General features: G+C 61.8%; 21 protein-coding genes and 1 pseudogene. 15 read left to right on the top strand and 7 right to left on the bottom strand.

Translation table 11 applies throughout. The annotated features are described in order from the left end of the window. Positions 1-3,693, top strand: coding sequence for a methionine synthase (gene metH / locus P5704_001075; protein ID WOF79128.1), 3,693 nt, complete (start codon positions 1-3; stop codon positions 3,691-3,693). A gap of 57 nt (positions 3,694-3,750) precedes the next feature. Continuing rightward, positions 3,751-4,071 carry a DUF5629 family protein gene (locus P5704_001070; GenBank protein ID WOF79127.1) on the top strand — a complete coding sequence of 107 codons (321 nt, stop codon included), beginning with the start codon at positions 3,751-3,753 and terminating at the stop codon, positions 4,069-4,071. 7 nt (positions 4,072-4,078) lie between these two features. On the opposite strand, the gene P5704_001065 is transcribed toward P5704_001070, so the two are convergent. Next, positions 4,079-5,191: an acyltransferase gene (locus P5704_001065; protein ID WOF79126.1), complete on the bottom strand. Its 1,113-nt coding sequence runs from the start codon at positions 5,189-5,191 to the stop codon at positions 4,079-4,081. A gap of 236 nt (positions 5,192-5,427) precedes the next feature. On the opposite strand from P5704_001065, the gene pnuC reads away from it, so the two are divergent. Then, positions 5,428-5,991, top strand: coding sequence for a nicotinamide riboside transporter PnuC (pnuC, locus tag P5704_001060; GenBank protein ID WOF79125.1), 564 nt, complete (start codon positions 5,428-5,430; stop codon positions 5,989-5,991). Next, positions 5,988-6,512 (top strand): AAA family ATPase, encoded by a 525-nt coding sequence (locus P5704_001055; protein ID WOF79124.1) that lies wholly within the window; start codon positions 5,988-5,990, stop codon positions 6,510-6,512. Before pnuC ends, P5704_001055 begins: the two co-directional genes overlap by 4 nt. Before the next feature lie 13 nt (positions 6,513-6,525). Here P5704_001055 and P5704_001050 read toward each other — a convergent pair whose 3' ends face one another. Together P5704_001050 and P5704_001045 are read right to left on the bottom strand one after the other, a co-directional pair. Next, entirely contained in the window at positions 6,526-7,434 is a 909-nt protein-coding gene (locus P5704_001050; GenBank protein WOF79123.1) for a DMT family transporter, read from the bottom strand. Between the two features lie 107 nt (positions 7,435-7,541). After that, a complete protein-coding gene (locus P5704_001045; GenBank protein WOF79122.1) occupies positions 7,542-7,841 on the bottom strand; it encodes a DUF1883 domain-containing protein in 300 nt (99 codons plus the stop codon). A 330-nt stretch (positions 7,842-8,171) separates the two neighbouring features. Between P5704_001045 and P5704_001040 the strand changes: the two genes are divergently transcribed. The 7 genes from P5704_001040 to P5704_001010 all read left to right on the top strand — a co-directional run bounded on the left by P5704_001040 (position 8,172) and on the right by P5704_001010 (position 15,050). After that, complete coding sequence (locus P5704_001040; GenBank protein WOF79121.1) at positions 8,172-9,320, top strand: MFS transporter; 1,149 nt, start codon at positions 8,172-8,174, stop codon at positions 9,318-9,320. 22 nt (positions 9,321-9,342) lie between these two features. Then, positions 9,343-10,383, top strand: a complete 1,041-nt coding sequence (locus P5704_001035; protein WOF79120.1) for an RNA methyltransferase — start codon at positions 9,343-9,345, stop codon at positions 10,381-10,383. A gap of 83 nt (positions 10,384-10,466) precedes the next feature. Continuing rightward, complete coding sequence (locus tag P5704_001030) at positions 10,467-11,783, top strand: leucine-rich repeat-containing protein kinase family protein (protein ID WOF79119.1); 1,317 nt, start codon at positions 10,467-10,469, stop codon at positions 11,781-11,783. Positions 11,784-11,808: 25 nt separating this feature from the next. Beyond that, positions 11,809-12,258: a 3-phosphoshikimate 1-carboxyvinyltransferase gene (locus P5704_001025; protein WOF79118.1), complete on the top strand. Its 450-nt coding sequence runs from the start codon at positions 11,809-11,811 to the stop codon at positions 12,256-12,258. Between the two features lie 87 nt (positions 12,259-12,345). Next, positions 12,346-12,561, top strand: coding sequence for a DUF2970 domain-containing protein (locus P5704_001020; protein ID WOF81143.1), 216 nt, complete (start codon positions 12,346-12,348; stop codon positions 12,559-12,561). Positions 12,562-12,907: 346 nt separating this feature from the next. Next, positions 12,908-14,566 carry a nitrite/sulfite reductase gene (locus tag P5704_001015; protein ID WOF79117.1) on the top strand — a complete coding sequence of 553 codons (1,659 nt, stop codon included), beginning with the start codon at positions 12,908-12,910 and terminating at the stop codon, positions 14,564-14,566. Then, positions 14,550-15,050 (top strand): DUF934 domain-containing protein, encoded by a 501-nt coding sequence (locus tag P5704_001010; GenBank protein WOF79116.1) that lies wholly within the window; start codon positions 14,550-14,552, stop codon positions 15,048-15,050. Before P5704_001015 ends, P5704_001010 begins: the two co-directional genes overlap by 17 nt. Positions 15,051-15,107: 57 nt before the next feature. Here the strand turns inward: P5704_001010 and P5704_001005 are convergent. From P5704_001005 to sohB, 3 genes and pseudogenes are all read right to left on the bottom strand, one after another. Continuing rightward, a pseudogene (locus tag P5704_001005) lies at positions 15,108-16,085 on the bottom strand (transposase domain-containing protein). 316 nt (positions 16,086-16,401) lie between these two features. Next, positions 16,402-17,394 (bottom strand): YhdH/YhfP family quinone oxidoreductase, encoded by a 993-nt coding sequence (locus tag P5704_001000; protein ID WOF79115.1) that lies wholly within the window; start codon positions 17,392-17,394, stop codon positions 16,402-16,404. A 13-nt stretch (positions 17,395-17,407) separates the two neighbouring features. Further along, positions 17,408-18,430: a protease SohB gene (gene sohB / locus P5704_000995; protein ID WOF79114.1), complete on the bottom strand. Its 1,023-nt coding sequence runs from the start codon at positions 18,428-18,430 to the stop codon at positions 17,408-17,410. A 180-nt stretch (positions 18,431-18,610) separates the two neighbouring features. Here sohB and P5704_000990 point away from each other — a divergent pair, with 180 nt between their 5' ends. From P5704_000990 to P5704_000975, 4 genes are all read left to right on the top strand, one after another. Further along, on the top strand, positions 18,611-19,309 hold the full coding sequence (locus tag P5704_000990) for a histidine phosphatase family protein (GenBank protein ID WOF79113.1): 699 nt from the start codon (positions 18,611-18,613) through the stop codon (positions 19,307-19,309). 60 nt (positions 19,310-19,369) lie between these two features. Continuing rightward, the gene (locus P5704_000985) at positions 19,370-19,684 is read left to right on the top strand and encodes an SCP2 sterol-binding domain-containing protein (GenBank protein ID WOF79112.1); all 315 of its coding nucleotides are present in this window, start codon (positions 19,370-19,372) and stop codon (positions 19,682-19,684) included. 206 nt (positions 19,685-19,890) lie between these two features. After that, a complete protein-coding gene (locus P5704_000980) occupies positions 19,891-20,958 on the top strand; it encodes a phosphotransferase family protein (GenBank protein WOF79111.1) in 1,068 nt (355 codons plus the stop codon). Positions 20,959-21,013: 55 nt separating this feature from the next. Then, positions 21,014-21,781: an SDR family oxidoreductase gene (locus P5704_000975; protein ID WOF79110.1), complete on the top strand. Its 768-nt coding sequence runs from the start codon at positions 21,014-21,016 to the stop codon at positions 21,779-21,781. Between the two features lie 82 nt (positions 21,782-21,863). Here the strand turns inward: P5704_000975 and P5704_000970 are convergent, their stop codons facing one another. Continuing rightward, positions 21,864-22,511: a hypothetical protein gene (locus P5704_000970; protein ID WOF79109.1), complete on the bottom strand. Its 648-nt coding sequence runs from the start codon at positions 22,509-22,511 to the stop codon at positions 21,864-21,866. Between the last annotated feature and the right edge of the window lie 144 nt (positions 22,512-22,655).

Raw genomic sequence — 22,655 nt, 5'->3', positions numbered from 1 at the left:
ATGTCCACTCGCAGCTCCCGTCTTCAGGCCCTTCAGCAAGCGCTCAAAGAGCGCATCCTGATTCTCGACGGCGGCATGGGCACCATGATCCAGAGCTACAGGCTGGAGGAGTCCGACTACCGCGGCGAGCGCTTCGCCGACTGGCCGAGCGACGTCAAGGGCAACAACGACCTGCTGCTGCTGACCCAGCCACAGATCATCGCCGCCATCGAGAAGGCTTATCTGGATGCCGGCGCCGACATTCTGGAAACCAATACCTTCAACGCCACCCAGGTGTCGCAGGCCGATTACGGCATGGAGTCGCTGGTCTACGAGCTGAACGTCGCCGGTGCCCGCGTGGCCCGCGAGGTCTGCGACGCCAAGACCCTGGAAACGCCGGATCGCCCCCGCTTCGTCGCCGGCGTCCTCGGCCCGACCAGCCGCACCTGCTCGATTTCCCCGGACGTCAACGACCCCGGCTACCGCAACGTCACCTTCGACGAACTGGTGGAGAACTATACCGAGGCCACCCGCGGGCTGCTCGAGGGTGGCGCCGACCTGATCCTGATCGAGACCATCTTCGACACCCTCAACGCCAAGGCGGCGATCTTCGCCGTGCAGCAAGTGTTCGAGGAAGACGGCGTCACGCTTCCGATCATGATCTCCGGCACCATCACCGACGCCTCCGGCCGCACCCTGTCCGGACAGACCACCGAGGCTTTCTGGAACTCCGTACGCCACGCCAAGCCGATTTCCGTCGGCCTGAACTGCGCCCTGGGCGCCTCCGACCTGCGTCCCTATCTGGAAGAACTGTCGAACAAGGCCGACACCCATGTCTCGGCCCACCCCAACGCCGGCCTGCCCAATGCCTTCGGCGAATACGACGAGACCCCGGCGGAAATGGCCACGGTGGTCGAGGAATTCGCCGCCGCAGGCTTTCTCAACATCATCGGCGGCTGCTGCGGCACTACGCCGGCGCACATCCAGGCCATCGCCGAAGCCGTGGCCAAGTACCCGCCGCGCGCGATCCCGGAGATCCCCAGGGCCTGCCGCCTGTCGGGACTGGAACCGTTCACCATCGATCGCCAGTCGCTGTTCGTCAACGTCGGCGAACGCACCAACATCACAGGCAGCGCCAGGTTCGCCCGGCTGATCCGCGAGGAGAACTACACCGAGGCCCTGGAAGTGGCCCTGCAGCAGGTGGAAGCCGGCGCCCAAGTGATCGACATCAACATGGACGAGGGCATGCTCGACTCCAAGGCGGCGATGGTGAAGTTCCTCAACCTGATCGCCGGCGAACCGGACATCTCCCGCGTGCCGATCATGATCGACTCCTCCAAGTGGGAGGTGATCGAAGCGGGCCTGAAGTGCATCCAGGGCAAGGGCATCGTCAACTCCATCTCCATGAAGGAAGGCATCGAGCAGTTCAAGCACCATGCCCACCTGTGCAAGCGCTACGGCGCCGCCGTGGTGGTGATGGCCTTCGACGAAGTGGGCCAGGCCGATACCGCCGCGCGCAAGCGCGAGATCTGCCAGCGCAGCTACGACATCCTGGTCGACGAGGTGGGCTTCCCGCCGGAAGACATCATTTTCGACCCGAACATCTTCGCCGTTGCGACGGGGATCGAGGAGCACAACAACTACGCGGTCGACTTCATCGAGGCCTGCGCCTATATCCGCGACCACCTGCCCTACGCGCTGAGCTCGGGCGGCGTGTCCAACGTGTCCTTCTCGTTCCGCGGCAACAACCCGGTGCGCGAGGCGATCCACTCGGTGTTCCTCTACTACGCCATCCAGAACGGCCTGACCATGGGCATCGTCAACGCCGGCCAGCTGGAAATCTACGACGAGATTCCCAAGGAGCTGCGCGACGCGGTCGAGGACGTGATCCTCAATCGCACCCCGAACGGTACCGAGGCGCTGCTGGCCATCGCCGACAACTACCGGGGCGATGGCGCGGCCAAGGAAGTGGAAAACGAGGAATGGCGTTCGCTGCCCGTCGACAAGCGCCTGGAGCATGCACTGGTCAAGGGCATCACCGCCTTCATCGTCGAGGACACCGAGGAATGCCGCCAGCAGTGCGCGCGCCCCATCGAGGTCATCGAAGGCCCGCTGATGAGCGGCATGAACGTGGTCGGCGACCTGTTCGGCGCCGGCAAGATGTTCCTGCCGCAGGTGGTGAAATCCGCGCGGGTGATGAAGCAGGCGGTGGCCCACCTGATCCCCTTCATCGAGGCGGAAAAAGGCGACAAGCCCGAAGCCAAGGGCAAGATCCTCATGGCTACCGTAAAAGGCGATGTGCACGATATCGGCAAGAACATCGTCGGCGTGGTGCTCGGCTGCAACGGCTACGACGTGGTCGACATGGGCGTGATGGTGCCGGCGGAGAAGATCCTGCAGACCGCCGTTGCCGAGAAGTGCGACATCATCGGCCTGTCCGGGCTGATCACCCCGTCACTGGACGAGATGGTCCACGTCGCCCGGGAAATGCAGCGCCAGGGCTTCAACCTGCCGCTGATGATCGGCGGCGCCACCACCTCCAAGGCGCATACCGCGGTGAAGATCGACCCGCAGTACAGCAACGACGCGGTGGTCTACGTCACCGACGCCTCGCGCGCGGTCGGCGTGGCGACCACCCTGCTGTCGCGCGAGCTCAAGCCGGCGTTCATCACCAAGACCCGCGAGGAATACGCCGTGATCCGCGAGCGCACCGCCAACCGCAGCGCGCGCACCGAACGCCTGAGCTACGAGCAGGCGGTGGCCAACAAGCCGCGGTTCGACTGGGCGAACTACCTGCCGGTCGCACCGACCTTCACCGGCCGCCAGGTGCTGGAGGACATCGACCTGCGCACGCTGGTCGACTATATCGATTGGACGCCCTTTTTCATCGCCTGGGACCTGGCCGGCAAGTACCCGCGCATCCTCGAGGACGAAGTGGTCGGCGAAGCCGCCACGTCGCTGTTCAACGACGCCCAGGCGATGCTGAAGAAACTCATCGACGAGAAGCTGATCCGCGCCCGCGCCGTGTTCGGCTTCTGGCCCGCCAACCAGGTGCAGGACGACGACCTGGAAGTCTACGGCGAGCACGGCGAGACGCTGGCCACCCTGCACCACCTGCGCCAGCAGATCATCAAGCCGGACGCCAAGCCCAACCTGTCGCTGGCCGACTTCGTCGCGCCGAAGGACAGTGGCGTCACCGACTATGTGGGCGGTTTCATCTGCACCGCCGGCATCGGCGCCGAGGAGCTGGCCAGGGCCTACCAGGACAAGGGCGACGACTACAGCTCGATCATGGTCAAGGCCCTCGCCGACCGGCTGGCCGAGGCCTGCGCCGAATGGCTGCACGAGCGGGTGCGCAAGCAGTACTGGGGCTACGCCAGGGACGAACAGTTGAGCAACGAGGAACTGATCAAGGAACAGTACAAGGGCATCCGCCCTGCCCCCGGCTACCCGGCCTGCCCGGACCATACCGAGAAAGGCACGCTGTTCCAGTTGCTCGATGCCGACGGCGTCAGCCAGGTCACGCTCACCGAGCACTACGCCATGCTGCCCACCGCCGCCGTCAGCGGCTGGTACTTCGCCCACCCCGAGGCGCAGTATTTCGCCGTCGGCAAGATCGACAAGGACCAGGTGGAAAGCTACAGCAAGCGCAAGGGCGAAGACATCGCCGTCAGCGAACGCTGGCTGATGCCCAACCTGGGCTACGACAACTGATCCCGCGGCGGGCGCCTTTGAGCGCCCGCCGTCGTTCCGCTCAATGGAGCTTGCACCATGTCATCCGAAACACCGCTGCTGATCGACGAACTCGAAACCGCCGACATGCTGATCATCGACGACCTGCATGCCTGGCAGTTCGCGCTGAACGAGGCGCTGCTCGACGATGCCGACGCCGCGGCCGAAGCCAATCAGCCATTCGCCAGTGAAGACATCCTGCTGACCATCGATCTGGTCGACGGCCGCACGCGTCGCCAATGGCAGTTCAGCTATAACCAGATCATGGAGGCCCAACTTCAGCCAGATGGCGAAAGCTGGCTGCTGGAAGGCCCGCATCGCCTGCAGTGCCTCAACGCCATCGGCGGCGAGGACGAGTAACGCCTATCTAGCCGCCTCGCCCTGCGCGGACGGCGGCTATTGGACCCACAGTCGTCCCTTCTCCGGTGGCTGCCGCTGGCTTCCCGCCCGCCATCAACGGCCGTTCGATATAGCGATAGCTCAGGCCTGCGACGATCAGCGACATCGTCACGCAAACCATCACGCGCGGCAGTAGCGGCTGCTCGTCGAGCCAAATCATGCACAGCAGCCAGACCGGGATATGGCACAGGTACAGCGAGAACGACAGCTGCCCGACTGCCTCCAACGGACGCGACACGGCGCCGAAAATCGCCTCGCTGGAACAGACCGCCAGCATGAATGGAACGGCCAGCACCAGTGTCGCCGCCGCCCAGCGGAACGAGGCAAGCGGTTCCAGGGCGATAGCCAGAATGCTCGCCGAAACCACCGCCAGACCGATCAGCAGCACTTTGCTGGTAGCGGTCATCGCCTCGATGTCGCGCTCGACGACACGAAACTGATCCAGCGACGACAGCTTCCATAGCAGCAGCCCCATGAACAGGCCGTTCGCCCGAAACAGCCACTCGGGCGCGAAAGGATTGGCGAAGCTGAACCAGAGCACGATACCGATCACCGCAGGCCAGAACGCCCGGCGCAGCAAGAGCAGCAGCGGGAACAGCAGGTAGAATTGCACCTCCAGAGCGATCGACCAGAAATAGCCGAAATCCGTCTCGTGCAGTCCGTTGAAGACATTGGCGAGGAAGAACGCGGCGCTCACCGTCACACCGAGCAGCGTATCCAGCGAGTAGCCCGGCGCACCACGCGGTGGCTCGATGAGGCTGAATAGCAGTACCACAGCCGCCCAGAACCAGGTCGGCAGTAGCACGCGGCGAATGCGTTTCTTGTAGAAGGCATACACCGACTCGGCTTCGAAGCCCTGCTGCTTGCGCAGAAAGGTCGCGCCCATCAGGTAGCCGGAAATAAGAAAGAACAGATCGACCCCGACACCAGGCAGGAAATGCTTTAGCAAGCCGTCCCACCACTGCGCCTGCGTGCCGACCAGCATCACCGAGGCATGGGCCAGCAGCACCATCATGATTGCCAGCCCACGTAGAAATTGAATATTGCGATTCTTGCCGTGCCGCGCTCCGGCATCACTCATAAGCCGTCCGATATCCGCAAGCCGCCGCGACTACCGGCCATTGCCAGGGTCACTCAGGAGCATCTCCTCTCCTCGGGGGCTTGGTTCAACTTCGGCGAGCCTCCCGCTGCGCCCTTGCTTCAACCATGACCAGTGGATACAGGAGGCGTTCAATCATCAAGCGGCGCAACACGTGCAGTCCTAGGCGGCGACGTCCGCTATGATCGCGCCCTCTTTCGCAAAGCTGGTCTTACGCCATGTCTGCACTCGAACTGATCGCCTCGCTACTCGGCGTGATCGCCGTATGGCTGACGGTACGTCAGAACCCGTGGTGCTGGCCGATCGGGCTGGGCATGGTGTCGCTGTATGCCTGGTTTTTCTTCCAGGCCCAGCTGTATTCACAGGTGCTGCTGCATAGCGTTTTCGCCGCGATGCAGCTCTACGGCTGGTGGGCCTGGACGCAAGGTGCCACAGGCGAACACGGTAGGCCCGTAACCCGAGGCAGCCCGCGCGAGGTAGCTATCGGCATCGCCTGCGCGGTGCTTGTCAGCCTGCTGCTCGGCAGCGCCATGGCGAGCTTCACCGAGGCTGCATTTCCCTGGATCGACGCCACCCTCACCGCATTCAGCCTGCTCGCACAGCTGTGGATGGCGCTCAAGCGACTGCAGTGCTGGATTTTGTGGGTCGTCGTGGATGTGCTGTTCATCGGTTTCTTCAGCTATCAAGGCTACTGGCTGACGGCCGGCCTCTACGCGCTGTTCACCGGGCTCGCGGTCATGGGGCTGCGAGAGTGGCGCACGGCGCTGGTGGCGACGCGATGAAGGTGCTGGTGCTAACCGGGCCGGAGTCCACCGGCAAAAGCTGGCTCGCTGGGCGGCTGCTGAGTGCGTTTGGCGGAGCGATGGTGGGCGAATACGTTCGCCATTACATCGAACAGACGCAACGCGACACGACGCTTGTCGACATCCCGACCATCGCCCGCGGTCAGTTGGCCTGGGAGGATGCAGAGCGCGCTCGCGCGCCGCACCTGTTGATTCTCGACACCCATCTGCTGAGCAACATGCTCTGGAGTCGCACGCTCTTTGGCGACTGCCCCGTCTGGCTCGAGGACGAGCTGCTGGCGCGGGATTACCACCAGCACCTGTTGCTCTCGCCCGGGGGTATCGAGTGGCATGCCGACGGCCAGCGCTGTCAGCCTGATCTCAGCGAACGGATGGACTTCTTTCAGGCATGCCGCAGCTGGCTGGTGCAGCGGGACCAGCCCTTCGTCGAGGTTGGCGGCAGCTGGACCGAACGCGAGCGGCAGGCGATCGCACATACCCGCGCACTGCTAGGCGAATGACAGGCTGCAAGCCCTATGGCTGGCGGTCGCGACGTAGCAACAGGCCAATGGCGAGCACGACCAACAGGCTACCGGGCAACCAGTGCACGCCCATGCGTGCTGGCTGATCGAAGAACAGCAGCAACATCGAGACGAAGGGCACCAGATAGCTGTAGGCCGTGACCGCACCAGGCGTGAGAACGGACGTCGCTCGCTGCTGCAGGAAGAAGGTCATGGCGCTGGAGAACACGCCGAGGTAGGTCACCAGCAGCAGATCCAGCAGATTCATGCGCAGCAGCGTGACCGGCGTTTCCCAGATCAAGCCCATCAGGCCTATCAGCAACGCGCCGGCGATGAGGCTCCAGAAGGTGCGCAAACCCGCCTGCCGCGGCAAAGTGCCGTTCGCCAGTCCCCATTTGCTGAGCACCGGGTACAACGCCGAAGCGACGCAGCCGAAGAAAAACCCCAGCTCGCCCAGGCCAAGCTGCATGCTGGAGAAATCGCCGCCGTTCTCGGCCCATGCCAGTCCAAGCGCCCCGCTCGCGCCAAGCGCCAGGATAGCCAGCAGACGCCCGGCAGGCTGCTCGACGCCGAGGCCACGGCCCAGGCAGTAAGCCAGCAGCGGCACGCTGACGAACAGCGTCGCCATCGACAATGCACTGACCCGATGAGCCGCCCAAAACATGGTGCCGAAAAAGCCTGCCAGGCATAGCCCCATGGCGGCGTACAGCAGTAGCGTGCGCCAATGCGGTCGCCCCTCGCTCTGGCTCCAGGCCAGCGGCGCCAGGACCAATGCCGCGATGCCGAAGCGCATGGCGGTCAGCAACAGTGGCGGCAACCCGTCACTGAGCAAACCCACCGCGGGAAAGGACAACCCGACAAAAAGTGCCCAGAACAGCATGCCCAGATGCGCGCGGGTAGTTCCGCCACGGCTATCGCTCATGCGCGTCTCCGGCGTGTGTTTGTCCAGACTGCTGTTGATGGCGTGCGGATGCTGACTGCGGTTCAAAAAATCGCTCCCTGTGAATTGCCTCGCAGCCCATGGGGCAATTACAGATGCGAGGGGGACCGTCGAATGACCCTGATCGAGTGACTGAGGTTCGGTTTGCGCGTCACGCTGATCGGGCGGCGGGTGACCGTATCGATGGTGATGTTCCAGAAGCCAGTGCTCGGCACGACGATTTTCGCCGGGAACTTATCGAACGCCCCACCATGGTAAGTGTGCCGACCGCCGTTCTTGAAACTGCGGAAATTGGCATCGTTCATCAGGCGGATGTTGCAGGTCTGCGAGCATTCGATGACGACGATATCGTCCTCGTTGAGGTGCTCGCGCTGGTGTATGAACTTCATCGACTGCTCCGGCAGCGCACATGGCGGCAAAGCGGCCAACAATAGCATGCGCACCCGTCGAATCGGGCCGGTTGTGCCCCACGCGGGAGGCGCACCATGGTACCGGCATGCGCTCGAGTTGTTCCGTAGCCCGGGTTGTGTATCCTCTGTGTACCTATCCAACAGCTGCCCTCCTTCCATGCTCAGCACGTCACTCCCCTGCTCTTCAAGCCTGCCCGCGGGAAGCCGACTGCTGTTTCTCTTCGATACCGGATTGCTGGCCCTGTGGTGAAACGCGGCTCGCCGCGCACTCAACCCATCGCCAACCCGATTCATCGAGGAATGCCGCCCATGCTTGCGGTCCGCAACACCGTTCAGATCGACGCCCCTATCGTGCGCAACGCAACCCGTTGCGGTTTCTTCATGGCCGGCTTCGGCCTGTCCGTCTGGGCGCCACTGGTGCCTTATGTGCGCGAACGCATCGAGATGACCGATGCAGTGTTCGGTCTTTTGCTGCTCTGCATCGGCATCGGCTCGCTGACCTGGATGCCGCTGTCCGGCGTGCTGGTGAGCCGCTGGGGCATCCGTCCAGTGCAGCTGTGCAGCGTCGTGCTGTTGGCGTTGTCTCTGGCCGGCATGGCCCTGACCGACTCGATGCTGTTGCTGGCCCTGGCACTGTTCTGCTTTGGCGGCAGTCTGGGCGTCATCGACGTGATCATGAATATCCAGGCGGTGTTGGTAGAGACTGCGGTCGGCCGCCGACTGATGTCGAACTTCCACGGCATGTACAGCCTTGGCGCCATCAGCGGTGCACTGATGCTCACCGGTCTGCTGACCCTCGGCCTGGCGCCGGAGATCGGCAGCTTTCTGATGATCGGGCTGATCGTTGCGGCGAATCTCGTTCTGGCCCGCGGCTTTCTGCCGAATCGTGCGCCGGGCGGCGGCTTCGCGTTCGTACGGCCCACAGGCGTGGTGCTGCTGGTGGGCCTGATGTGCTTTGTCGTCTATCTGGCCGAAGGCGCCGTGCTGGACTGGAGCGCGCTTTACCTGACCGGCGAGAAAGGCCTCGAAGTGGCCAAGGGCGGCCTGGGTTACGCAGCCTTCGCCCTCATGGTGACCATTGCGCGCTTCGCTGGCGGCCCGCTGGTGAATGCACTCGGCACGGCCCGCGTCATCGCCTTTGGTGGTCTGCTCGCTGCGTTCGGCATCGGCCTGAGTCTGGCCGCCCAGCACTGGGCCGTGGCGCTGATCGGTTACGGATTGTGCGGGCTGGGCTGCGCCAACGTCTCGCCGGTGCTGATTTCGTCCTTGAGCCGGCAGGACGGCATGCCGGTGCAACTGGCCGTCACCGTGGCGACCACCATCGGTTTCGCCGGAGTCCTCGCGGGTCCGGCCATGATGGGCGTAGTCGCCCATTTCAGCTCGCTGGGCATGGCCTTTGCACTGCTCGCCGTCCTGTTGGCCGGCATCGTGCCGTTCTGCCGTCGCTTCACCGCGTGACCCCGGATAGAATGCGCGCCCTATGCGAATCCCAGACTTCCAGCAACGCCTCGCCGACATCGGCGCCAAGCCCCGTCATATCGGGCGAATGACCCGCGCCTGGCTCAAGGGCCTGCCGCTCGATGTCGGCCGGCGCCAGCAACAGGCTGAGGACTTCCTGCCGCTGAGCGTGCGCGCAGGGCTGCCGGCGCTGAGCGCCGAAATCGACGGACTGGCGCGGCTGCGTTCCGAACATCCAGCGGCCGACGGTTCGGCGCGCTTGCTGGTGGAACTGGCCGACGGGCAAATGGTGGAAAGCGTGTTGCTTCCGCGCGACGGACTGTGCGTGTCCAGCCAGGTCGGCTGCGCGGTGGGCTGCGTGTTCTGCATGACCGGCAAGAGCGGACTGCTGCGTCAGCTGGGCAGTGCCGAGATCGTCGCCCAGGTCGCCCTCGCCCGGCGCTTCCGCCCGGTGAAGAAGGTGGTGTTCATGGGCATGGGCGAGCCCGCCCACAATCTCGACAATGTGCTCGAGGCCATCGATCTGCTCGGCACGGACGGCGGTATCGGCCACAAGAATCTGGTGTTCTCCAGCGTCGGCGATATGCGCGTGTTCGAGCGTCTGCCGCAGCAGCGGGTCAAGCCGGCGCTGGCCCTGTCCCTGCACAGCACCGATGCGACGTTGCGTCAGGCGCTGCTGCCGCGGGCGCCGCAGATCGCACCCGACGAACTGATCGAGCTCGGCGAGGCCTACGCCCGCGCGGCCGGATTCCCGATCCAGTACCAGTGGACACTGCTCAAGGGCATCAACGACAACAAGGATGAGATGGATGGCATCCTGCGGCTGCTCAAGGGCAAGTATGCGGTGATGAACCTGATCCCCTACAACAGCCTGGAAGACGACGAATATCAGCGGCCCGATGGCGAACGCATCGTGCAGATCGTGCGTTACCTGCACAGCCGCGGCGTGTTGACCAAGGTACGCAACTCGGCCGGCCAGGACATCGACGGCGGGTGCGGCCAGCTCCGTGCGCGGGCCGAACAGGTGCTCGATCGCAAGCGACGTGTTGATCGCGGCGCCTGAACCCGCAAGCCCCGGTCACTGTCCCAGCGCAATACGATCGACGGCCCGCCCGGCCTCATACAGCAAGGAAAGCGCGAATCCGCATGCACACATTGGAACAACTGGAACGTGGCGAGCTGGCTGGAATCCGCCGTCTCGATCTCTCGGCCGACCTGAAGAGCTTTCCGGAGGCGATCTTCGCTCTCGCCGATACGCTGGAAGTACTGAATCTCTCCGGCAACCGACTCAACAGCCTGCCGTCCGACCTGTCCCGTCTGCACAAGCTGCGCATTCTGTTCTGCTCGGACAACCTCTTCATCGAGGTGCCGGGTTGCCTTGGCGACTGCGAGCAGCTGGAGATGATCGGCTTCAAGGCCAACCAGATCCGCCATCTGCCCGCCACCGCGTTGCCGCCGGCGTTGCGCTGGCTGATCCTCACCGACAATCAGTTGCAGGCGTTGCCTGATGAGATCGGCAACTGCCGGCGCCTGCAAAAGCTGATGCTGGCAGGCAACCAGCTGTCTTCGCTGCCGGATACGCTGGCCAATTGCGTCAATCTCGAATTGCTGCGCATCGCCGCCAACCACCTGCCAGCGCTGCCCGCCTGGTTGCTGACACTGCCACGCCTCAGCTGGCTGGCCGCTGCCGGCAACCCGTTCAGCGATACCAACGAAGCGATGAGCCTCGCTCGCCATGCGCTACCGGCGATCCCGCGCGAACAGGTCGTCCTGCACGAGCAACTGGGCCAGGGGGCGTCGGGCATCATCTACCGTGCCGCGTGGCAGCCGAGCGGACAGTCGCCCAAGCAAATGGCCGCTAAGCTGTTCAAGGGCCATGTCACCAGCGACGGCCTGCCCCACAGTGAGATGGCCGCCTGCGTATCCGCTGGCGCCCATGCAAACCTGATCGATGTTGCCGGGCCGCTGGCTGATCAGCCGGGGCAAACACCGGGGCTGCTGATGGATCTGGTCGAACCTGCGTATCAGCCATTGGCTGGCCCGCCCTCGCTGGCCAGCTGTACGCGCGATTGCTACGCCGAGGCTCGAACCTTCACCGTGGAACAGGCGCTACGCATTGCCCGCGGCACCGCCTCGGCAGTCGCTCACCTACATGAGCGCGGCATCCTCCATGGCGACCTGTACGCCCATAATCTGCTGGTCGACCCGAAGGGCGAATGCCTGCTCAGCGATTTCGGCGCTGCCTCGTTCTTCGAGCCCGACAGTGCCACTGGCCAAGCGCTGAAACGCATCGAAACGCGCGCTTTCGGTTGCCTGCTGGAAGAGTTGCTGCAACGCTGCCCAGACCTCGAAAACGACTCGCGCCGACACATTCTGTTCGAGCTACAGGACCAGTGCATGTCCGAGCAGCCAGAAGGCCGCCCGAACTTCAGTCAATTGCACACTACTCTCGCCGCGCTCTGACGCGCTTTCCGGAGCGACCCCCGCAATGAACTCACCCAAAGCAGACGAAGAACATACGCCCTACCCTAAACCCTACTCGGATGCGGCGGTTGACCAGGACCCATTCATCCGTGGTTTGAAACAGCGCCTACCCGAGCATTTGCGTGACTCCTTCAGCGAAGAGCAGCTCAATGCATTGCGCGGGGTGTTCGGCGCGCGGTCATGGGTCAAACACCGCGTCGATCTGCGCGGTACGGTGAAGGTGTGGCGCGACCGCTATTACTTCGCAATCGTCGCCGGGCGCAACAAACGTAACCTGACGCGCCCCCAGCAAAATCTCTCGCTGATGGCCAAGGCTGCGTTGGCAACCCTGTTCCTTCTGTTCTCTGCGCTGTTGGGGCTGGTGATCCTGTATCTGCTCAAGTCAGCGCTGGGAATCAATCTTTTCCCGGGATTCTCGCTGGGGCTTTGGGACTGGCTCAAAGAGAGTCTGTAGACGGATCCCGCCGCAACGATGCGGCGAGAATGGATCGCTCAGCTAGACTCGGAGAAACCGCGATCCGAGGCAGCCATGTCAGAACCGATGAAAGACGATCAGGAAAAGACCCTGACGCTTCGCGAAATGCTGAGCAGCGTCCTGGCTGCGGCGCTGGGCGTACAGAGCGGCAAGAACAGAGCCCGGGATTTCAGCCATGGAAAACCCAGCCACTTCATCATTCTCGGCGTGGGTTTCACCGTTCTGTTCGTGCTGGTGATTCTGGGATTGGTGAAACTGGTGCTCTATCTGGTTGGGGGCTGAGCCCTTACTACTGGTGGCTGACCCAGAAGATCGCGGTGCCCACCGCAAGCATGATCAGACTGAAGATCGCCGCGGCGTCCACTACACTGTCGCGCTGTTCGTTTCTCATGGAAGTTCTCCTCTAGCGGGTTCGATGATATCGACAGCTTCTTTCAGGCAGTTAAGACCACGGTTGTGCGTTGCTCAAGGGCAGTAGGTTATAAGTCCATTTCGCTTGGTTTAGTTCTAAACATATTCCCAAACATCACTTTTGCGCATAACCACTAGCTGGTATCGTGCCGCCCTCCCTGAATGGGTGCGCGGCCGTGCGCGCGAATGCTGTAGACAGCCTGAAAACAGGACATTTATGTACGTTTACGATCAGTACGACCAACACATCATCGAGGATCGGGTCCGACAGTTCCGCGACCAGACCCGCCGCTTCCTGGCTGGCGAACTCGCTGATGAAGAATTCCGCCCGCTGCGTCTGCAGAATGGCCTGTACATCCAGCGCTACGCGCCGATGCTGCGCGTAGCCGTGCCTTACGGGCTGCTGTCCTCCACCCAGGTGCGCAAGCTGGCCGAGATCGCACGTCATTACGACAAGGGCTACGCACACATCAGCACCCGGACCAACGTGCAGTTCAACTGGCCCGAGCTGGAAGACGTGCCGGAGATTCTTGCCGAGCTGGCCACCGTGCAGATGCACGCCATCCAGACCAGCGGCAACTGCATCCGCAACACCACCACCGACCAGTTCGCCGGTGTCGCCAAGGACGAGCTGATCGACCCACGCCCGTGGTGCGAGATCATTCGCCAGTGGTCGACTTTCCACCCCGAATTCGCCTTCCTGCCGCGCAAGTTCAAGATCGCCGTCAACGGCGCGGTCAGCGACCGCGCGGCGATTGAAGTGCACGATATCGGCCTGGAAGCTGTGAAGAACGAGACCGGAGAGCTGGGCTTCCGCGTTTCGGTCGGTGGCGGCCTGGGCCGCACCCCCATCGTCGGCAGCTTCATCAACGAATTCCTGCCTTGGCAGCACCTGTTGAGCTATCTCGACGCCATTCTGCGGGTCTACAACCGCTATGGCCGTCGTGACAACAAGTTCAAGGCCCGCATCAAGATCCTGGTCAAGGCACTCACGCCAGAAGTGTTCGCCGAACGCGTCGAGGCCGAGTGGGCGCACCTGAAGGACGGCCCGACGACGCTGACCGAGGCTGAAGTTCAGCGTGTCAGCAAGTTCTTCGTCGACCCGGCATACAAGGTGCTGGAAGACCAGGGCGCCGCCCTCGCCCAGCTCGATGCCGAGCATCCCGGCTTTGCCCGCTGGCGCCAACGCAACGTGGTCGCACACAAGAAGCCCGGCTATGCGGCAGTCACCCTCTCGCTGAAGAGCACTGGCGTGGCACCCGGCGACGTCACCGACAAGCAGCTCGACGCCATCGCCGATCTGGCCGATCGCTACAGTTTCGGCGAGGTGCGCAACTCCCACGAGCAGAACATGATCCTGGCCGACGTCGAGCAGGCCAAGCTGTTCGAACTCTGGCACGAGCTGCGCGAGCTGGGTCTGGCCACACCGAACATCGGTCTGTTGACCGACATCATCTGCTGCCCCGGCGGCGACTTCTGCTCGCTGGCCAACGCCAAGTCGATCCCGATCGCCGAATCCATCCAGCGTCGCTTCGATAACCTCGATTACCTGTTCGACCTGGGCAACATCGACCTGAACATCTCAGGGTGCATGAACGCCTGCGGTCACCACCATGTCGGCCATATCGGCATTCTGGGCGTGGACAAGAAAGGTGCAGAGTTCTACCAGGTTTCATTGGGCGGCAGTTCCAGCCGTGACGCGAGCCTCGGCCAGATCCTCGGCCCATCCTTCGCTCAGGACTCGATGCCAGATGTAATCGAAAAGATCATCAGCGTTTACGTGGAGCAGCGTACTGAAGATGAACAGTTCATCGACACTTTCCGCCGCATCGGCATTGATCCCTTCAAGGAGCGCGTCTATGCAGCGAATCATTAAGAACGATCAGCTGGTCGATGAAACCTGGCACCTGCTGCCCAAGGAGCAGACGCTCGACGACCTGTGCAACAGTGACGACCTGATCGTGCCGCTGCATCTCTGGCTGGACCACGCCCATGCGCTGAAAGCCCGCGACGGCGGCCTCGGAGTCTGGCTCGATGCCAACGAGCAGGTCGAGGACATCGCGGACGACCTGGCGCACTTCCAGGTCATCGCGCTGAATTTCCCGAGCTTCACCGACGGCCGCCACTACTCCAGCGCCCGTCTTTTGCGCGAGCGCTACGGCTACAAGGGCGAGATCCGCGCCATCGGCGACGTACTGCGGGACCAACTGTTCTACATGCGTCGCTGCGGCTTCGATGCATTCGCCATTCGTGCCGATCGGGACCCGGTCGACGCGCTGGAAGGCTTGAAGGACTTTTCGGTGACCTACCAGGCCGCAGCCGACGATGAGCGTCCGCTGTTCCGCCGTCGTCAGGGTTGATTCCAGCCCCGTCGGATACCGGCAAATGAAAAGCCCGCCTATTGGCGTAAATGCTGTTCACTTAAGCGGAGCAGCCTTCCGATCCACTGGGTAGCGGGTCTTGGAAATCTTCACCGTCCTTGGCCTTGATGGCCTCGGACGGTGGTCCAGGAACAGTCCGCCGATTCCCGCCCTCAACTCCGACAACCGCCTTCCTGTTGCTGAAATCGGGTTGGTCGCAGCCATCACGATCAATTGCACAGCGATGTATTGGGCCACGGGCTTGAAGCAGATGTCGCATGGCCAAGGGCGACTGCCGCCTGACCGGCTTCACGGCGGATGATGTTGTAGGCCAGCAATAGCCCCCAGACCTCCTGGTAAATCAACTCCTTGGCCTTGCTCCGCAGGGTCATCGCATTCTGTTGCAGAGAACTCTTGATATCCCGGAAGCCCAGCTCGATTTCCCAGCGCGCCTGATACAGCTGGGCGACGGCTTTGGCGCGGACTCAGCTGAGCATCCAGAATCAGGTGCGAGCGCACGTTCATCAGCGCTACCAGTCGCAGCATGGGGTAAGGCGTTTGGCGATCATTGGGTGTATTGCCAGAGCCGAAATGCTCTCGAAGTTCGGGAGTATCCGGGATGCGCAGCAGGGCACCATCGATAGCCAATACGTGCAGACCCTGCCAGGTATCGCCGTCGTAGCGCTCGCGACCCCACTGGCTACCCGTTTGGCGGAACAGCCACTCCACCGGATCGGCCCAGTCGTTTGCGCGCCTCCGTATACCGCTTCTGGCCAGCAAGTCGTGAGAAGCCAGGCCCTGAGCGCAGATGTTCAGGCGCCGCGCTACTTCATGGACTGGCTCGTAGCGAAACAAAACCATGCCAAGCACCAGCCAGAGCACCTGATCGCCGGGCAGTCGCCGCCGGATGGAGGCCTGGGCGGAGAGGTCCAGCGCGGACGCGACCCACTCGATTGGAATGTTCTGAGTGAAGGTGCTCAGATCGGCGAAGTTGAACAGTTCACCCAAGTCGAGCAGTTGCTGTTGGAGAGACATAAAAAATCCGATGCCAGAAGCCTGGCATCGGATTTCGGGGAAGCCCCGCTGGGGCTCAAATGCTTAAGTGAACAGCATTTACGCCTATTGGCGGGTTTTTATTGCTTCACTGATACATCCAGAAGTTAGGGTGTTCGACTGGCGTGGCGACTACATCGGTTTTTTTTCCGGAAGCGATCTGTTTGATCTTTTCGGCGAGCTTCTTCATGAACGATTTCCTCGGTTGCGATCAGGAGTGGCGCTAGATTCCGCCAATTGCCGCTGCCGAGGAAATTCATTGCCGCTATCGCGGCGATAATCCAACGCGCGTTGGCATTCAGTCCACACGAACCAGCACTCGACCCACCTGACCGCCGGCCAGAATGCGCTCGATCGCCTTAGGCAACTCCTCCAGCCCAACCTCCTGCGAGAGCTCGTCCAGATTGGCCAGCTTCCACTGCAGCGAGAGCTTGTCCCACATTGAGGCTTTGACCACCAGCGGGATCTCCACGGAATCCACACCCAGCAGATTCACACCGCGCAGAATGAACGGCAGCACGCTGGCCTGGAAATGCGTCCCGGCGGTAAGGCCGCAACAGGCCACGCTGGCACCGCGCTGCAGCGACTTCACCACGTTGAACAGGATGTCCCCGCCCACGGTGTCCACTGCCCCGCCCCATTGTTCCTTGAGCAACGCCTTCTCCACGCCAGCTTGCAGCGCGGCGCGCTCGACGATCTGGCTAGCCCCCAGGCGAATGAGGAAGTCCGCCTGATCAGCTTTGCCAGTGACTGCCGCAACCTTGTAGCCAAGACTGGCCAATAGCGCCACCGCTATGCTGCCAACGCCACCAGTCGCACCCGTCACCAGTACGGGCGCACCGCCTGGTTCAAGACCAGCCTGCTCCAGCTTGTCGACGCAGAGGGCCGCCGTCAGCCCAGCAGTGCCGAGGATCATTGCCTCGCGCAGTGAAAGCCCCTGCGGGCGCTTGATCACCCAGGCCGCCGGAACGCGGATGTACTGGCCGAAGCCACCAGCGGTGTTCATGCCCAGGTCGTAGCCCGTGACGATCACCTCATCGCCCTCGGCGAATTCAGCGACGCTGGACGAAGCCACGACGCCCGCGGCGTCGATGCCTGGCGTATGCGGAAATGAGCGGGTCACGCCGCGATTGCCGCTCGCCGATAGCGCATCCTTGAAGTTGAGCGAGGAGTAATGCACCCGAATGAGCACCTCACCGGCTGGCAGCTCGTCGGTAGTACGTTCGACGATACGGGTTTCGAAACGGCCCTCGGCCGTCTCGCTGACTTGTAGTGCCTTGAAGCTGCTCATCGCGGTTCCCCTTTCATTGCCAAAAACGTTGTTCGTTCAGTCGGCTCCAACCTTTCAGCAAGCCATGCTCCATAACCGTGCTGGCCGCCATGCCGAAGCGCTCGGGCAGGCTTTTCTTCTGTATGTAATGCAGCTGGAACAGTTCCGCTTCCTGGGCTCGTTCGGCGAGATATTGATCGCTGGTCTTGAGCTCGTCCGCCAGATGCTTGCCCAACGCGGCAATGCCTAGCCATACCTCACCCGTCGCCACATCATCTATCGACAGGTTCTGTCGGTAACGCGCGACGAAGTTCTTGAACAGCTCGTGGGTCGTTTCCAGGTCTTCCTGAAACTTCTCGCGGCCCTTCTCGGTGTTCTCGCCGAACACGGTCAACGTGCGCTTGTACTCGCCAGCGGTCAGCACTTCGAAATCGACATCGTGCTTCTTCAGCAGTCGATGCACATTCGGCAGCTGTGCCACCACGCCAATGGAGCCGAGGATGGCGAACGGTGCGGTGAGAATGCGGTTGCCGATACAGGCCATCATGTAGCCGCCGCTGGCTGCGACCTTGTCGACACAGACGGTCAGCGGTACGCCGGCATCGCGAATGCGCACCAGCTGCGAAGCTGCCAAGCCGTAGCCATGGACCATGCCGCCACCACTTTCCAGGCGCAGAACCACCTCGTCCTGGGGCGTCGCCATGGTCAGCAACGCGGTGATCTCATGGCGCAGGTTGTCTACTGCAGACGCGCGAATATCGCCATCGAAATCGAGAACGAAGACTCGAGCTGGAGACTCGGCCTTCTTGTTCTGCTTGGCCGCCTTCGCCTCACGCTTGCGCAATGCCTTGAACGCGTCCTTCTCCATTACGGCTTGCTCCAGCCGCTCGCGCATCGATTTATAGAATTCGTTGAGCTTGTGCACCTCGAGGTGCCCACCACTGTGTTTGCTGCGTCCCCGCCGCATCGAAGCGAGCGCGATGAGCACGATCACGATCGCCACGACCAACGTGACGGTCTTTGCCAGGAAGCCGGCATAGTCGACAAGAAATTCCACGTATCCCCCTCGATGAGTTCCGGCCGCCGACTAGCTACCTTCGGCGGCATGCCGCCAGCATACCGACGGGCCTGTGGCTGAGCCAGCACGACCGATTCAAACAAACGTTCGAATTATCGTTGACACTCCCGAACGATGTCCCTACCCTCGCGAAAAACAGTGCCGGCCGGAGCAGCAAGCATGGGCAGTATCTACCTGATCAGGCATGGTCAGGCGTCTTTCGGCGCAGAAAACTACGACGTGCTCTCCCCGCTGGGATATCGCCAGTCCGAAGCCTTGGGTGACTACCTGGCGCAACTCGATGTGTCTTTCGATAGATGCCTGAGCGGCGAGCTGGATCGCCAGCAGGATACCGCCCGCGCCACACTGGCGAGGCTGGGCGTTCAGCCTGAGCTTGAAGTCGACGCTGCCTTCAATGAGTTTCACGCCGATGCGGTTATCCGCGCGCATCTTCCCGACCTGCTCCAAGTCGAGCCGAATGCGATGCACATCCTGCGCAACGCCGCGGATCATCGTGCCGACTTTCAGCGCCTGTTCACTTATGTAGTGCATCGCTGGATATCCGGTGAACACGAGAAGGACAACCTGGAGAGCTGGCAGCACTTTCTCGACCGTGTACGTGGCGGTCTGGAGCGCATTCTCGATCAAGCCGGCAAACGCGACCGCATCGCCATCTTCACCTCCGGTGGAACTATCACCGCACTGCTGCAACTGATCATAGGCGTACCGCCGATCAAGGCGTTCGAAATGAACTGGCAGATCGTCAATACCTCGCTCAGCCTGTTGAAATTTCGTGATCGAGATGTCGCGCTGGCTTCGTTCAACAGCCATGCGCACCTGCAACTCCTGAAGAATCCGGAGCTCGTCACCCATAGATGAGCCCAGCCCCAAGCGGCCAAAAGCTGCGTGTACCCATAACGACCAAAAAAGGAAACCCTCATGAGCAACGTCGCCGAGACTTTCAAAGGCATGCAGTCGAAGTTCAACCCCAGCGCCGCTGCCGGCCTGGATCTGGTCTTCCAGTTCAACATCACTGATGCCGAAAACTACTACCTGGTGGTCAAGGATGGCACCTGCGATCTGCAACAGGGTGATTCCAGCGACGCCAACGTCACCCTGATCATGGACAGCGAAACCATGCAGGGCATCGTCAGCGGTGAAACCGACGGCATGCAGGCTTTCATGGCCGGCAAGCTGCGCGCCGAAGGCGACATGATGCTGGCCATGAAACTCAGCGAACTGTTCCCCGGCTGAGACGGAAGCTGAACGCTGAGATGCAAAAAACCGAAGTCACAGACTTCGGTTTTTTTATGCCAGCGATTCGCTGCAGGGCGAATCAAGGAGTTTGATTAACTAGCAACACTCCGGCCAATAACAGCGGGCAGCGCTTGGTCTACACAACCTCGAGCATTAGATTACTGAATCATCTTGGGCACCGAACATAAGTAGAAGGGATAACAATGGCGCTTACAGATCAAACCACCCGCGTCCGTGTAGGCGAGGAATTGCCGGTCGATATCATCGACCAGTACTTGAAGGCGCATATCCCTGGCCTGAACGGTACACCGCAGATTTCCCAGTTTCCCGGCGGCGCATCGAATCTGACCTACCTGCTGCAGTACCCCGATCGCGATCTGGTCTTGCGCCGCCCTCCCTTCGGACACAAAGCCAAATCAGCCCATGACATGGGCCGTGAGTTTCGCATTCTCAATCAGCTCAACGAAGGCTTTCCCTACTGCCCGAAAGCGTACGTGTACTGCACCGATGATTCGGTGATAGGCGCAGAGTTCTACGTGATGGAGCGCGTCAACGGCATCATCCTGCGCTCGGAGCTGCCGCCGGAATTGAGCCTCGATGAAGGCCAGACCCGTGCCCTCTGCGAGAGCTTCATCGACAAGTTCGTCGACCTGCACAATGTCGACTATCAGGCCTGTGGCCTCGGTGACCTGGGCAAGCCGGAAGGCTACGTGAAGCGCCAGATCGAGGGTTGGAGCGAGCGCTACGAACGCGCCATCACCCCCGATGCACCCGCCTGGGAGGCGGTGAGGGCCTGGTTGAAGGAGAAGATGCCGGCGGATCACCCCAAGCCCGGGATCATTCACAACGACTACCGTTTCGACAACGTCATCCTCAACCCGGACAACCCGATGGAGATCATCGGTGTGCTGGACTGGGAAATGACCACCATCGGTGATCCACTGATGGATCTGGGCAATACGCTGGCCTACTGGATCGAAGCCGATGATCCCCAGCCAATGCAGGCGATGCGTCGCCAACCCAGCCATCTGCCCGGCATGCATACCCGGCAAGGCTTCGTCGATTACTACGCACAACGAGCCGGCATCGAAATCCCCTGCATCGATTTCTACTACACCTACGGCCTGTTTCGCCTGGCTGGAATCGTTCAGCAGATCTACTACCGCTTCTATCACGGCCAGACCCAGGACCAACGTTTCGCCTCATTCATCCACATGAACAAGTTGCTCGAACACAAGGCGCTGCAAGTGATCGGGCAATCGAAGCTCTGAAGCCATCCAAACCCTGTGGCGCGCCACAGGACCGAACAAGAAAAGAGGAACGACCATGTCCAAGACCACCCTGTTCGACCTAGACGGCAAGATCGCCTTCGTTTCCGGCGCCAGCCGCGGTATCGGCGAAGCCATCGCCAAACTGCTCGCGCAACAAGGCGCCCATGTGATCGTATCCAGCCGCAAGATCGAAGGCTGCCAGGCAGTGGCCGACGCGATCATCGCTGAAGGCGGCAAGGCGACCCCGGTTGCCTGCCACATCGGCGAGATGGAACAGATCCAGGCAGTGTTTGCCCAGATCCGCGAACAGTTCGGCCGCCTCGATATCCTGGTCAACAATGCGGCGACCAATCCCCAGTTCTGCCATGTGCTGGATACCGATGTTTCGGCCTTCCAGAAGACCGTCGACGTGAACATCCGTGGCTACTTCTACATGTCCATCGAAGCCGGCAAGCTGATGCGCGAGCACGGCGGCGGCAGCATCATCAACGTCGCTTCCATCAATGGTGTGACGCCCGGAAACTTCCAGGGCATCTATTCGATCACCAAGGGCGCCGTGATCAACATGACCAAGGCCTTCGCTAAGGAATGCGCGCAGTTCGGTATTCGCTGCAATGCCCTGCTCCCAGGCCTGACCGATACCAAGTTCGCCTCAGCGCTGGTCAAGAACGAATCCATCCTGGAGATGGCGCTGCAGCACATCCCGTTGAGCCGGGTCGCCCAGCCGAGCGAAATGGCCGGTGCGGTGCTCTATCTGGCCAGCGACGCATCCAGCTACACCACCGGTGTGTCACTGAACGTAGATGGTGGGTATCTGGCCTGAGCATTCGCCGCACAAAAAAGGGAGCCATTTGGCTAATGCCGGTCAGTTAAGCCAAACGGCTCCCTTTTTTGTCTGTCCACTCTTACCAGTTCTTCAGTGCCTCGGTCGCAGCGGCGTTCAGCGGTTTCGCCAGCAGCCCCGTCGGCGCCAGTTCCACGGCATAGACGGCCCCATCGGCAATCGGCATGTAGTCGACACGCAGCACTTGTGGTTCCAGGAAGTACAGGTCGCGGCGCTCGAGCTGCAGCGCGTCCCATATGTCCAGCCCCAGAGGGTTCTCGCTGAGCACAACGCGGCCATGGCGGGAGAGGTTCTGCTGCTCCACGGCGAGATAGCGCCCGGAAAGCCGCTCCAGTCGATACCCCGACTCCAGACCTATCAGTTCGGCAAGGCTCTTCCAGCGAAGCAGATGGAGATCGAGCTGCCATAGATCGCCTTCCAGCATCAGCGTTCGCGTCTCATTGCCCTGCTCAAGGCTGACTTCGTAACGCTGCGAACCCTGGGCCTGGAAACTCAAAGTGACCAGCGGCTCCTTGTCAGACAGCGCAGCATAGGTGCTGACGTCGTAGCCAATCAGGCCAATCAACCCGGCGAACACCAGGACCAGAAAGCCGCAGGTCCCGCGCAGCCAGCCCATGAACCAGTGACCTCCCAGCAGCAAGCGCAACGCGACCAGCAAAACGATGATAGCGAGCAGCGCAATCACGATCGCAAGCCCCAGATATTGCATAACCAAGCGTCCTTTTCATTGAGTGCGTCATTATCCGCGGGAGCGATCAGAGCAGCCAGCGCCGGCATGGGACGGCGATCACGGGCTCGCACTCTTATTCGTAGGAGCAGGATGTCTGTCATGCGGGCAAGCTCTTTCGCCAGT

The sequence above is a fragment of the Pseudomonas sp. FeN3W genome, from assembly GCA_030263805.2.
Classification (GTDB): domain Bacteria; phylum Pseudomonadota; class Gammaproteobacteria; order Pseudomonadales; family Pseudomonadaceae; genus Stutzerimonas; species Stutzerimonas stutzeri_G.
This window is presented reverse-complemented; position numbering and strand designations above follow the sequence as displayed.

What these genes read in the sequence shown, in the direction of transcription:
- metH (WOF79128.1), top strand. Translation starts at nt 1, where the DNA reads ATGTCCACTCGCAGCTCCCGTCTTCAGGCCCTTCAGCAAGCGCTCAAA.
- P5704_001070 (WOF79127.1), top strand. Translation starts at nt 3,751, where the DNA reads ATGTCATCCGAAACACCGCTGCTGATCGACGAACTCGAAACCGCCGAC.
- P5704_001065 (WOF79126.1), bottom strand. Translation starts at nt 5,191, where the DNA reads ATGAGTGATGCCGGAGCGCGGCACGGCAAGAATCGCAATATTCAATTT.
- pnuC (WOF79125.1), top strand. Translation starts at nt 5,428, where the DNA reads ATGTCTGCACTCGAACTGATCGCCTCGCTACTCGGCGTGATCGCCGTA.
- P5704_001055 (WOF79124.1), top strand. Translation starts at nt 5,988, where the DNA reads ATGAAGGTGCTGGTGCTAACCGGGCCGGAGTCCACCGGCAAAAGCTGG.
- P5704_001050 (WOF79123.1), bottom strand. Translation starts at nt 7,434, where the DNA reads ATGAGCGATAGCCGTGGCGGAACTACCCGCGCGCATCTGGGCATGCTG.
- P5704_001045 (WOF79122.1), bottom strand. Translation starts at nt 7,841, where the DNA reads ATGAAGTTCATACACCAGCGCGAGCACCTCAACGAGGACGATATCGTC.
- P5704_001040 (WOF79121.1), top strand. Translation starts at nt 8,172, where the DNA reads ATGCTTGCGGTCCGCAACACCGTTCAGATCGACGCCCCTATCGTGCGC.
- P5704_001035 (WOF79120.1), top strand. Translation starts at nt 9,343, where the DNA reads ATGCGAATCCCAGACTTCCAGCAACGCCTCGCCGACATCGGCGCCAAG.
- P5704_001030 (WOF79119.1), top strand. Translation starts at nt 10,467, where the DNA reads ATGCACACATTGGAACAACTGGAACGTGGCGAGCTGGCTGGAATCCGC.
- P5704_001025 (WOF79118.1), top strand. Translation starts at nt 11,809, where the DNA reads ATGAACTCACCCAAAGCAGACGAAGAACATACGCCCTACCCTAAACCC.
- P5704_001020 (WOF81143.1), top strand. Translation starts at nt 12,346, where the DNA reads ATGAAAGACGATCAGGAAAAGACCCTGACGCTTCGCGAAATGCTGAGC.
- P5704_001015 (WOF79117.1), top strand. Translation starts at nt 12,908, where the DNA reads ATGTACGTTTACGATCAGTACGACCAACACATCATCGAGGATCGGGTC.
- P5704_001010 (WOF79116.1), top strand. Translation starts at nt 14,550, where the DNA reads ATGCAGCGAATCATTAAGAACGATCAGCTGGTCGATGAAACCTGGCAC.
- P5704_001000 (WOF79115.1), bottom strand. Translation starts at nt 17,394, where the DNA reads ATGAGCAGCTTCAAGGCACTACAAGTCAGCGAGACGGCCGAGGGCCGT.
- P5704_000990 (WOF79113.1), top strand. Translation starts at nt 18,611, where the DNA reads ATGGGCAGTATCTACCTGATCAGGCATGGTCAGGCGTCTTTCGGCGCA.
- P5704_000985 (WOF79112.1), top strand. Translation starts at nt 19,370, where the DNA reads ATGAGCAACGTCGCCGAGACTTTCAAAGGCATGCAGTCGAAGTTCAAC.
- P5704_000980 (WOF79111.1), top strand. Translation starts at nt 19,891, where the DNA reads ATGGCGCTTACAGATCAAACCACCCGCGTCCGTGTAGGCGAGGAATTG.
- P5704_000975 (WOF79110.1), top strand. Translation starts at nt 21,014, where the DNA reads ATGTCCAAGACCACCCTGTTCGACCTAGACGGCAAGATCGCCTTCGTT.
- P5704_000970 (WOF79109.1), bottom strand. Translation starts at nt 22,511, where the DNA reads ATGCAATATCTGGGGCTTGCGATCGTGATTGCGCTGCTCGCTATCATC.